The following is an 11,272-nucleotide window of genomic DNA, read 5'->3' on the forward strand; positions in this document are numbered from 1 at the left end:
GTTTGCACCTCAGTCTAATCTATTATGCTTTCTAGCTTATTTATATCCTCAATACCTCCTATAGCCACTATAATATCGCCTTCTTCTATCACATCATCTGCTGAAGGAGATATATCTATATAACTTCCTTTTTTAATAGCCATTATGTTTATTCCATATCTAGATCTTACATTTAACTCTACTAAGCTCTTGCCATGCCATTCCTTTGGACTTGCTATTTCTGCTATGCTATATTCTGATGAAAGTTCAATATAATCTAATATATTTGATGATACTAAATTATGGGCAACTCTAACTCCCATATCTCTTTCAGGGAATATAACTCTATCTGCTCCTATTTTATAAAGAACTTTAGCATGTAATTTATTATTAGCCTTAGCTATTATATGCTTCACACCTAATTCTTTTGCTAGCAAGGTAGCCATTACACTAGACTGCATATTAGAACCAATACTTACTACAGCCACATCAAAATTTTTAATTCCTAAAGCATTAAGGCTATTTTCATCTGTACAATCTGCTTGAACTGCATGAGTTACTTTATCAGCTATGCCTTGTATCACATCCTCATCAGAATCTAACGCTAACACATCATTACCTAATTTATAAAGAGTTTCAGCAACAGAAGTTCCAAACCTTCCAAGACCAATAACTACATATTGTTTACCACTCATAATAACACCCCAGGGCAAACGCATCTTTATATTGTATTTCTTTCAATATAAAGATGCGTTTTTATAAAATATGTAAAATAAATGAGCTACTATAAATAAAGTGAATATTGAAAAAACTATTCATAGACTTTCCCTAGTGGTATTTTAATATTCTTTATTCTTTACCTCGTAGAGGGTCGAAAATAACTTTTTCTAGATATTTTTTATCTAATGCACATTTAACTTTTTTTATATTTAAACTTTTCTTTAAAGTTTTTTCTTGTCTAAGTAGATTTAAGGCTAAATGTCGTAAGACAGCCAAATTTTCAGCTGAATTATCTTTTCTAGCTCTACATTTATCCTCATTAAAAGATACGTCTAAAACCCAATGGAGCTTATTTTCTATACCCCAATGTTGCCTAACTGCATTTGAGAATAACTCTATAGACTCTAAACTTGTTATATAGTAGCTTCGCTCAAAAGTTTCTTTATCTCCTACAATTCGTTTTCTTTCAACCATACCTATAGATTGAATGTTTCTCCAGTCTTCTTTATTATCTAGCCATGAAATTTCATTAACTAAAAAGTATTTTCGTGTTTCAATTCTCCCATGATCTTTATCATGAGTAGTATGGGTTTGTACTTTTATATCTGTACTTTTATATCTCAATATAGAGTCAAAAAATAATTCAACATTGTCATGAAGAGTTTTCTGATTTTCTTTTAATGCCAACACATAGTCAGCCTCTTTTTCTATAATAACTTCTGCTATTTTCTTTTGAGTTCCCATAGCATCAATTGTAACAATAGTATCTTTTAATTCTAATAGTTCAATTAATTTTGGAATTGCTGTGATTTCATTTGATTTATCATCTGTTTTGATTTGCCCTAAAACTACCTGATTCTGATTTGCCCAAGCACTAACCATATGAATTGATTTTTGATTTGAACTATTACAAGATGATCCTCTCACTGTTTTACCATCTATAGATACTACTTCTCCATTTACTAATTCAGCTAAATTCTTCATTAATTCATTAAAACATTTTTGAAATTGTTTAGGATTTATTTGGGAAAATACCCTATTGAATGTATCATGTGAAGGAATTCCATTAGGTAACTCAAAATATTGCTTTAGCCACTCTTCACTTGACTCTCCAAATTCTTCAATTTCATTATAAGATTCCATTCCACTGGTTACAGCACATAGTGCTATACCGATTATATCTATAAATTTATGTCTCTTGTTATCGCCTCGTGGGTCTTCGACCTCATTAAATGCATCAAATATTATACTTTCAATATCAAACATGTTTGGTTTAATAATAATCTTCCTTTCTATCTTTTGTACAATTTAAATTATAAGCATTATTTCAACAAAATAAAAGGGCTAGCGCCAAAAAATCATATGCGTTTGCCCTGAATAACACCCCTATCCAACTAGTATTTTATCTTCAGGATATTTAATAGAACTTTTCTTTTTATTTTTAGCTAATGCTAGTGCTATGGTCAAAGGACCTACCCTTCCTGCATACATAGTCAAAGCTAAAACTATTTTTCCTATTATTGTAAGTTTAGGAGTAAGTCCCAAAGTAAGACCAACTGTAGCAAAAGCTGATGTAGCTTCATATAATAAATACTCAAAAGGGAATCCCACTTCTGTTATTGACAATATCATGGTTACTGTTATTACCAGCCCTAAACTTATTACTACAATAGCGAAAGCCCTATAAATTATTTCTTTGTTTATTCTTTTTTTAAATATTTCTGTTTCTTCTTTTCCCTTTATGACAGAAACGACTGTCATAAGAAGTAATCCTGCTGTAGATGTCTTTATACCTCCAGCTGTAGACCCTGGGGAACCACCTACGAACATTAATAATATAGTTAAAAATATACCTGCTGTACTCATATCTGCTGTAGATATGGAGTTGAAACCCGCCGTTCTAGGCGTTACTGCTGCAAAAAATGCTCCTAGCATCTTCTCCAAAAGACCTTTGCCTTTCAAAGTTCCTGGATTATTGCTTTCAAATAAAAACATCAATATAGTACCAACAACTAACAAAATTGCAGTAGCAGTAATTACAACTTTAGAATGTAATGACATTTTTCTTCTGCGTTTATAATTATATAGTTCTGCCCACACAAAAAAACCTAAGCCACCTGTTATTATTAGGAAGGATATAGTCATTATTACCACTACATTATTAGAGTAGGGCACTAAGCTATTTCCAGTTAAATCGAATCCAGCATTACAAAAGGCAGATATGGAATGGAATACACTAAAATATATCCCCTTTCCCAAACCGTAATCTGGTATAAATTGTGTAGATAAAAGCAGTGCACCCATAGATTGAACAAAAAAGGTGAAGAAAAGCACATATCTAGCCAGCTTCACTATACCTTGCAATGAAAAAGAGTTCATAGCTTCCTGCATTACTAATCTTTCTTTTAAAGTAATTCTTTTACCTAATATCAATGCTATCATTGTAGCAAAAGACATAAAACCAAGTCCACCAATTTCTATAAGCAGCATTATTACAGTTTTACCAAAATAAGTCCAATGTGTACTTGTATTTAATGTTACAAGTCCTGTAACACATACTGCTGAAGTAGATGTAAATATACAATCTATAAAAGGCGTCCTAGTCCCACTTCTAGATGCAATGGGTAAATTCAAAAGAATAGCTCCTGTAAATATAACTATTGCAAATCCAATAGCTAGTATCTGTACAGGAGTAAATTTAGGTTTATGTTTTAATATTTCTGACATCGTATCACCCCAATTCTATGTCCATAAATTAATTTGAGCTAATAATTATTTTACCATTATATCACTTAATATATTTTTGTCAAAATCCTAATATATACTTTTATTCCTTTATATAATAAAAAAATGCGACCCCATGCCGCATTTTCATATTATAAGCTTTGTTTTGCTACTTCTACTAATTCAGTAAAAGCTTTTGGATCATTTATAGCTATTTCAGAAAGCATCTTTCTGTTCATATCTATTCCTGCAAGCTTTATTCCATTCATAAATCTAGAGTAAGAAAGACCATTCATTCTAGTAGCTGCATTTATTCTTGCTATCCATAACTTTCTATAATCTCTCTTCTTTAATTTTCTTCCTCTATATGCATCTCTTAATGCTCTTATAACTGATTGATTAGCAACTTTAAATAATTTACTTCTTGAACCGTAGTATCCTTTTGCAAGTTTTAATACTTTTTTATGTTTTTTACGAGCATTTACCGCTCTTTTAACTCTTGCCATCTCAAAAACCTCCTTCTGCTTTAAGCTCTAAACTATAGATATGGTAATACTTTCTTCATTACTTTTTCTTGTGATTCAGATACGTATGAAGTTTGTCTTAAATTTCTCTTTGTTTTAGAGCTTTTTTTAGTTAGTATGTGGCTTTTAAAAGCCTTAGCTCTCTTTAATTTTCCTGTTCCTGTCTTTTTAAATCTTTTAGCTGCGCCTCTATGAGTTTTCATTTTTGGCATACTAAACTCCTCCTCTCAATTATGCTCTTTTTGGAGCTAAAACCATGATCATGTTTCTTCCTTCTAATTTAGCTTCCTTTTCTTTTACACAAATATCTTCTAATATTTTGTAGAAGTTATCTAATATTTTACGTCCTATGTGTGAATAGTCAGCTTCTCTTCCTCTGAATCTAACTGTTACTTTAACCTTATTTCCAGCCTCCAAGAACTTCCTTGCATTCTTTGCTTTTACTTCCAAATCATGCTCTTCAATTTTAGGACTCAATCTTACCTCTTTAATATTTATGACATTTTGTTTTTTCTTAGCTTCTTTTTCTTTCTTGGCTTGTTCATAAATAAATTTGCCATAATCCATTATTCTGCATACTGGTGGATTAGCATTTGGCGAAATCATAACTAAATCCATTTCTTTTTCTTCTGCTATAGTCAAAGCTTCTCTAGATGAGATTATTCCTAATTGTGAACCATCATCGCCTATAACTCTTATTTCTTTAGCTCTTATGTCTTCATTTACTAAGTGCTTTTATCTTTACTAATAATATTCACCTCCTGGTGTTATTAAACATATAATAAAAGGACGGCACATGCCGTCCTTTATATATCACATTAATGTAATCATAACTTACCTTACTAGCTGTGCTGTAAGGTGAGAAACGGCTGTTTCTACTTGTAATAAAACTCACTATTAAGTTAACAATGTTATTCTACTACATTAATACTCCTCTGTCAACACTTTATTATAAACTGTTTACCTTATTACTTATTTCTTCTTTTATCTTACTTATAAATTCCTCTATAGTATCAGTTCCTAAATCTCCTTCTTTTCTGCTTCTGATTGCTACTTTACCTTCTGCCATTTCTTTATCTCCAATTACAAGCATATAAGGAATTTTTTGAAGTTGTGCTTCCCTTATCTTATATCCTATTTTTTCATTTCTAAAGTCAGTTTCTACCCTTATGTCATTTTCTTTTAATTTAGTTTCTATTTCTTTGCAGTATTCTAAGCTTCTATCAGTTATATTCATAATTTTAACTTGTACTGGCGCCAACCATGTTGGGAATGCTCCTGCAAAATGTTCTATTAATATACCTATAAATCTTTCTATACTACCAAACACAACTCTGTGTACTGTTACTGGTCTATGCTTTTCCCCATCCGCTCCTATATATGAAAGATCAAATCTTTCTGGTAGCTGAAAATCTAGCTGAATTGTTCCACACTGCCAAGTTCTACCTATGCAATCTCTTAAATGGAAATCAATCTTTGGACCGTAGAAAGCTCCATCGCCCTCATTTATCTTATACTCAAGTCCTGCTTTTTCAAGAGCAGCTCTCAATCCATTAGTTTGCATCTTCCCAATCTTCATCACTACCCATAGAATTTTCTGGTCTTGTAGAAAGCTCTACAAAATATTCAAATCCAAACATTTTATAAAATTCATCTATTAATTAACTACTCCAAGTACTTCATCAGTTATTTGATCTTTAGTCATAAATATATGCGCATCATCTTGAGTAAAGCATCTAACTCTCATAAGTCCGTGTAATGCACCAGAAAGCTCATGTCTGTGAACAAGTCCAAGTTCACCTAATCTTAAAGGTAAATCTCTATAAGAATGCATTCCATCCTTATAAACTAACATAGCACCTGGACAATTCATTGGTTTTACTGCATAATCTTCTTCGTCAATTTTTGTAAAGTACATATTTTCTTTGTAGTGATCCCAATGTCCTGATTGATGCCATAAAGCTTCATTTAATATTATTGGAGTTTTAATTTCATCATATCCTGCTTTTCTATGCACTTCTCTCCAGTAATCTTCAAGTATATTTCTTAAAATCATTCCCTTTGGATAGAAGAATGGGAATCCTGGACCTTCATCATGTATTGCAAATAATCCAAGCTCTTTACCAAGTTTTCTGTGATCTCTCTTTTTAGCTTCTTCTAGCATATGGATATACTCATCCAATTCGCTTTGTTTTGTAAAAGCTGTTCCATAAATTCTTTGTAGCATTTGCTTATTTTCATCGCCTCTCCAATAAGCCCCAGCTAAAGATAACAATTTTATAGCTTTTTACTTTCTTTGTAGATGGTACATGAGGACCTGCACATAAATCTACAAACTCACCTTGTCTATAGAACGAAATTACTGCATCCTCTGGCAAGTCTTCTATAAGTTCTACTTTATAATCCTCTCCTTTTTCTTTTACATATTTTATAGCTTCTTCTCTTGGAAGTTCAAATCTTTCTAATTTCAAATCTTCTTTAACTATCTTTTTCATTTCTTTTTCTATATTTTCCATTATTTCTGGTGTAAAAGAAAAATCTGCTTCAAAATCATAATAGAACCCTGTATCTATCGCTGTCCTATAGCTAATTTTACTTCTGGATATAGTCTTTTTACTGCTTGAGCTAAAATATGTGAGCCAGTATGTCTTAAAGCCCATTTTCCATCTTCGTCTTCAAAAGTTGCTATTTCTAAAGTGCAATCTTCATTTATCTCAGTCATAAGTTCAGCTTTCTTCCCATTTACTTTAGCAGCTAGGGCTTTTTTATAAAGAGCTGGACTTATTTTCATAGCAATATCACTAACTTTGGTTCCCTTTTCTACCTCTATAACTTTTCCATCCTTTAATGTTACCTTAATCATTTTAACTCCTCCTTTTCCTTATTTATTCCATGGCTACGCTAACTTCTTCTATAAATGTGGAGAATAAAGACAGTTACACCGTTGGATAACAATTAATAAGTTTATATTAATAAATTTTTATGTTGATTATTATTTTAAAACCAAACAATATTTTAACAAAAAATAACTAAACTCATCCCATAAATGGGACGAGTATCTCGCGGTTCCACCCAAATTAATAATAAAATAAATATTTATCATTCACTTGAAGCCTTTAACGTTGGCAACGGCAATGCCTACTAATTTCAGCACGCTACTCAAAGGTGGTTTTCAACAGTTCTTATTCAAAGGATTTTGCAGCCTATGAACCCTTCTCTCTTAGAACAGTATACTGTTTACTCTTCCTTTTCACAGTATTTTAAGTAATATATTCTAAATTTATTAAAGTATATTACTTTTATTTTAAAAGTCAATAGCTAATAATTTTTTTATATTTTTTTACTTAATAAATTTCTACACTGTTCACATCCACTACATATTATAACTCTATCTTCAAATACGCTTTCTATTGTGTTTATAAATTCCTTATTCATACAATTATCCATTCCATGTATTACAATATTTTTAGGTGAATTGGTTACAAGGCCACTGATTATTATCTCCTCTATACCTATTTTTTCATTAACTCCCTCTACAAATGCTCCTTTTTTAAATTGTTTACTCATATCATTTCCTATATCATCCTTTATAACGTATTTCTCTCCATTTTCTATAAATATATGAATTTTATTTATTTTGCTTTCCTGCATACCAACAAAATATTTAAGCAACTTTATAAATTCATCATATTCCCTTTCTACCATAAGGCTTTCAATTATTTTATCTATTATAAACATACTTTCTTTTTAATTTCATGTGCTCTAAATTGTAAATATCCTTCAATATTTATTAAAGCATTTTCTTTCATAACATTTAAAATATTTTCTTTTATTTCATTCATCCTATTAGAGCAATAAACTGCTTTTTCATCGTTTATCCCTTGTAAATTAGTAAGTATATTAAATAAGCTTATCTTTATATCTTCTATTTCCTCTTTTCCCAAAAAGAAATATTCTTCATTGAGTATACAATCCACTTCCATGTAATAAAATTCTAGTATTATAACTTCATATATAATTTCCATTAAGTTGAAATAAACAATATCAATTTTTTCCCTAGGTATATCTTCAATATCTGAAGAAAATATTTTTATTACATTACAACCCTTGTCTACCTCCTCATATATTCCTATATTTATGTTTTTGTGCTTTAAACTTTCCTCAAGTTCTTATATATATATATAAATTCCTCGCTTTCTCCCTTAAAAACTATTGTAAGTAACAACATTAAAATCACCCACTTTCATTATAGTGAGAACACTTTTACTTGAATTTATTCTTTACAAATTTAATCCTGTGATAATATAAGTTAAAATTTATATTTTACAAAATAAATTCATTTATGTATGAAAAGGTGATTTTTATGAAAAAATTTATTATTGTAGATTTTAGAATAAATAAAGAAGAAAAGGGAAATTTAAAAAAGCTAGGTTATGAAACCCTTAGTTGTCCTCCTAGCGAATCACTATATACTGCAGTATGTGGGCATCCAGATATGCTTTTACACTTTTTGAAGGAAGACACTTTAGTAATACATAAAGATGCTCCTTTAAATTTTATAAATTTCTTAAAAAAAATTAATATTAAAGTTATACTTTCAAAAAATTCTCTAGAGAAAAGTTATCCCTACAACATTGGCTTAAATGCAGTTAACATAGGTGATATATTTGTCCATTATACAAAATATACAGATCCAGCCATAATCCATAATATATATGATAAAAAAATCTTAAATGTTAAGCAAGGATACACCAAGTGTTCCACTGCAATTATAAATTCTAATGCCTTTATAACCTCTGATCCTTCTATTAAAAATGCATTAGTAAAAGAAAGCAAAGATGTATTATTCTTACCACCAGGCAATATAATTTTACCAGGTTTAAACTATGGCTTCATTGGAGGAACTTGTGGCCTTTTGGAAAAGGGATTTTAGCCCTTTTATGGAGATTTAAATTGCTATAAATATGGAAAGGAAGTTATGTCTTTTTTAGAAAAGCATAATGTTAAGCCTATTTTTCTTAGAAAAGGACCTTTGGTGGATAGGGGAAGCATGTTTAGTGGGCTAGTGGGCTAGTGGGCTACGCCCCCGTACTTCACCTGTATAATTTTATTCTTTTATTAAATAAATCCCAAGTCATTAAATCATCAGTTATATCGACTACCTGCACAAATGGCATTGCTCCATCTCCGTCATACCACTCTTCATTTCCATACGGTTGAGGGAATGAACCACGCCTATATTTAGCGTATTCTCCCAACTTACGCTGTTCCCAAGCAAATGAGGGAAAGTGAATACCTCACTTTCCCTTTAACAACAAATTTAAATTTTTACGCCTAAAATCCTCAATTGTTCATTAATCTCAGCTTCAAGCTCAGCAATTTCCTTATTATCTTGTTCTAACAGCTTATTTATTTCTTCTAAATCAATTGGTTCTTCTTCCTCAAAAGTATCAACATAACGTGGTATGTTTAAATTAAAATCATTTTCTCTAATTTCTTCAATAGATGCCAAATGAGCATACTTAGGAGCGTCTTTACGTTCCTTATATGTTTTTATGATTTTATCAATATCTTCATCTCTTAAATTATTTTGATTTTTATTCTTCAAAATCATTACTTGCATCAATAAATAATATATCTTTATTTTCACGATTCTTCTTTAACACTAAAAATACAGTTGGAATACTTGTTCCATAAAATAAATTTGCTGGCAATCCCAATTATTGTATCAAGGTAATTTTTACAATTAAAGTTTCTCTTATTTTTCCTTCTGCTGCACCTCTAAACAACACTCCATGAGGTAAAACAATAGCCATTGTTCCAGTCTTATTTAAATGATATATACTATGCAATATAAAAGCATAATCTGCCTTTGAAGCTGGTGCTAACTTTCCATATTCACTAAAACGTGGGTCTTTTAATTTAGTTTTATCATTATCCCATTTTGCCGAATATGGTGGATTTGCAACAACTGCATCAAAGCTACGTGGCTGATCAATACCTTTTTCATCTGGACCATCTGGCCAATCAATTTCCAAAGTATCGGCATTACTTAATATCATATTGTTATAAGATATACCATGCATCATTAAATTCATACGTGCCAAGTTATATGTAGTTGTATTCAATTCTTGACCAAAGTACTTCATGGGAATGCCTTTTGGTAATTCTTGACCTACAGTAAGTAATAAAGAACCCGATCCCATTGTTGGGTCATATACACTAAATAATTCATCTGATTTTTCTACACCTTCTGTTACTACTTTAGCTAAAATTTTACTTACTTGATGTGGTGTATAGAATTCTCCACCCTTTTTACCAGCACTAGCTGCAAATTGACCAATTAAGTATTCATATATTTCACCTAAAATGTCTTTTCCATCATTACCTTTGTATTCAATACTATCAACTAACTTTACTATGTTGTTAAGTGATTTAGCGCGTTCATTTGTAGAATTTCCAAGACGAGAATCTCCTAAATTAATATCATTAAATACTCCACGGAATCTCTTTTACTGCTTCTTTATTTAATTCTGCATTTTTATTAAAGTTATCAAAAATAGTTTGATAGTCACTAGGAATAACTTGTGAATCATTAATTTTATCAATCAATGACTGCCACGTATCCTTTGGAGCAATTGCATATCCTAAGCTTGCTGAAATATCTTGTAGATAATCTTCAAGCTCCGAATCATCTACTTGTGAATTATAGGATTCATTAATAGACTCCCCCTCTATAACATCAATAACATTATTCTTTAACAAATACTCCTCTTGATGTTCTGATAAATATCTATAAAACATAAATGCCAATATATAATTTTTGTACTCTGCTGCATCCATGGTTCCACGTAATTCATTTGCCATTGCCCATAATTTATTGGTAATTGATTGTATATTATTGCTCATTATTTTTACTTCCTCTCTTTTATTAATTTGATTGTGCCTTATATAAACATCTGTTGTAAAAGTCCCTTCTTTTGTTGTTGTAAATGCTCTAACTTACGCTGATGAAGGGTGATAAGGTGGTCGAGGCTTGAGAAATATTCTCCAATTTTTTGTTGTTCCTTATATTGAGGAATTAAAATATCTATGTCAAGTATTTCGTCTTGGCGGATACTTGGTTGTGCCATTCCTCTGTCCAATGCTACAATATCTTTATTTTTTGCCATTAATAAGAAAAATAAAAATTTTTTATGTTCTGAACTTCTTAACCCTAACGTATTCTGTATAATTACAGCCTTTGAGTCAGGAAATAAAGTGTAGTGCGTCAAAATATAGCTTTTGAAAACTGCATTTCTAAGTCAAATTATAACTATAACTCC

Annotated in this window: 14 protein-coding genes, 3 pseudogenes and 2 other annotated features; of the genes and pseudogenes, 1 reads left to right on the forward strand and 16 read right to left on the reverse strand. The window is 30.7% G+C overall.

Annotation, left to right across the window (positions count from 1 at the left end):
* Positions 1 to 14 precede the first annotated feature (14 nt).
* From CC89_RS02110 to ytxC (CC89_RS19780), 12 genes and pseudogenes are all read right to left on the reverse strand, one after another.
* A complete protein-coding gene (locus tag CC89_RS02110; RefSeq protein ID WP_035287720.1) occupies positions 15 to 674 on the reverse strand; it encodes a potassium channel family protein in 660 nt (219 codons plus the stop codon).
* Positions 675 to 828: 154 nt separating this feature from the next.
* Positions 829 to 1,965 carry an ISAs1 family transposase gene (locus tag CC89_RS02115; RefSeq protein ID WP_035288450.1) on the reverse strand — a complete coding sequence of 379 codons (1,137 nt, stop codon included), beginning with the start codon at positions 1,963 to 1,965 and terminating at the stop codon, positions 829 to 831.
* Positions 1,966 to 2,085: 120 nt separating this feature from the next.
* Positions 2,086 to 3,426 carry a TrkH family potassium uptake protein gene (locus CC89_RS02120; protein WP_035288452.1) on the reverse strand — a complete coding sequence of 447 codons (1,341 nt, stop codon included), beginning with the start codon at positions 3,424 to 3,426 and terminating at the stop codon, positions 2,086 to 2,088.
* A gap of 149 nt (positions 3,427 to 3,575) precedes the next feature.
* Positions 3,576 to 3,929 carry a 50S ribosomal protein L20 gene (rplT, locus tag CC89_RS02125; protein WP_035287727.1) on the reverse strand — a complete coding sequence of 118 codons (354 nt, stop codon included), beginning with the start codon at positions 3,927 to 3,929 and terminating at the stop codon, positions 3,576 to 3,578.
* Between the two features lie 32 nt (positions 3,930 to 3,961).
* The gene (gene rpmI / locus CC89_RS02130) at positions 3,962 to 4,159 is read right to left on the reverse strand and encodes a 50S ribosomal protein L35 (protein ID WP_035287730.1); all 198 of its coding nucleotides are present in this window, start codon (positions 4,157 to 4,159) and stop codon (positions 3,962 to 3,964) included.
* 19 nt (positions 4,160 to 4,178) lie between these two features.
* Positions 4,179 to 4,661, reverse strand: a complete 483-nt coding sequence (gene infC, locus CC89_RS02135) for a translation initiation factor IF-3 (RefSeq protein WP_051931401.1) — start codon at positions 4,659 to 4,661, stop codon at positions 4,179 to 4,181.
* 61 nt (positions 4,662 to 4,722) lie between these two features.
* Positions 4,723 to 4,834 (reverse strand) — a sequence feature (ribosomal protein L20 leader region).
* A gap of 62 nt (positions 4,835 to 4,896) precedes the next feature.
* On the reverse strand, positions 4,897 to 5,184 hold the full coding sequence (locus tag CC89_RS20935; RefSeq protein ID WP_286161284.1) for a His/Gly/Thr/Pro-type tRNA ligase C-terminal domain-containing protein: 288 nt from the start codon (positions 5,182 to 5,184) through the stop codon (positions 4,897 to 4,899).
* A gap of 57 nt (positions 5,185 to 5,241) precedes the next feature.
* Positions 5,242 to 6,174, reverse strand: a pseudogene (thrS, locus tag CC89_RS20940) (threonine--tRNA ligase); the annotation flags it as partial.
* Between the two features lie 10 nt (positions 6,175 to 6,184).
* Positions 6,185 to 6,463, reverse strand: a complete 279-nt coding sequence (locus tag CC89_RS20945) for a hypothetical protein (protein WP_286161276.1) — start codon at positions 6,461 to 6,463, stop codon at positions 6,185 to 6,187.
* A 53-nt stretch (positions 6,464 to 6,516) separates the two neighbouring features.
* The gene (locus CC89_RS20950; protein WP_286161277.1) at positions 6,517 to 6,810 is read right to left on the reverse strand and encodes a TGS domain-containing protein; all 294 of its coding nucleotides are present in this window, start codon (positions 6,808 to 6,810) and stop codon (positions 6,517 to 6,519) included.
* A gap of 181 nt (positions 6,811 to 6,991) precedes the next feature.
* Positions 6,992 to 7,210 (reverse strand) — a binding site (T-box leader).
* Between the two features lie 67 nt (positions 7,211 to 7,277).
* Positions 7,278 to 7,685: a sporulation protein YtxC gene (gene ytxC, locus CC89_RS19775; RefSeq protein ID WP_081896928.1), complete on the reverse strand. Its 408-nt coding sequence runs from the start codon at positions 7,683 to 7,685 to the stop codon at positions 7,278 to 7,280.
* On the reverse strand, positions 7,676 to 7,972 hold the full coding sequence (gene ytxC, locus CC89_RS19780) for a sporulation protein YtxC (RefSeq protein ID WP_081896929.1): 297 nt from the start codon (positions 7,970 to 7,972) through the stop codon (positions 7,676 to 7,678). The genes ytxC (CC89_RS19775) and ytxC (CC89_RS19780) overlap by 10 nt, the downstream gene beginning before the upstream one ends.
* A gap of 338 nt (positions 7,973 to 8,310) precedes the next feature.
* On the opposite strand from ytxC (CC89_RS19780), the pseudogene CC89_RS02150 reads away from it, so the two are divergent.
* Positions 8,311 to 9,021, forward strand: a pseudogene (locus CC89_RS02150) (DUF6873 family GME fold protein).
* Positions 9,022 to 9,040: 19 nt separating this feature from the next.
* Here CC89_RS02150 and CC89_RS19785 read toward each other — a convergent pair.
* From CC89_RS19785 to CC89_RS02160, 4 genes and pseudogenes are all read right to left on the reverse strand, one after another.
* A complete protein-coding gene (locus tag CC89_RS19785; protein ID WP_207641488.1) occupies positions 9,041 to 9,205 on the reverse strand; it encodes a restriction endonuclease subunit S domain-containing protein in 165 nt (54 codons plus the stop codon).
* 62 nt (positions 9,206 to 9,267) lie between these two features.
* A pseudogene (locus CC89_RS02155) lies at positions 9,268 to 10,432 on the reverse strand (type I restriction-modification system subunit M).
* 4 nt (positions 10,433 to 10,436) lie between these two features.
* The gene (locus CC89_RS21490; RefSeq protein WP_502685617.1) at positions 10,437 to 10,856 is read right to left on the reverse strand and encodes a type I restriction-modification system subunit M N-terminal domain-containing protein; all 420 of its coding nucleotides are present in this window, start codon (positions 10,854 to 10,856) and stop codon (positions 10,437 to 10,439) included.
* Between the two features lie 38 nt (positions 10,857 to 10,894).
* Positions 10,895 to 11,221 (reverse strand): restriction endonuclease subunit S, encoded by a 327-nt coding sequence (locus tag CC89_RS02160; RefSeq protein WP_207641492.1) that lies wholly within the window; start codon positions 11,219 to 11,221, stop codon positions 10,895 to 10,897.
* Positions 11,222 to 11,272 lie beyond the last annotated feature (51 nt).

Origin of the sequence: Clostridium sp. KNHs214 (assembly GCF_000744935.1) — a bacterium.
Classification (GTDB): domain Bacteria; phylum Bacillota; class Clostridia; order Clostridiales; family Clostridiaceae; genus Haloimpatiens.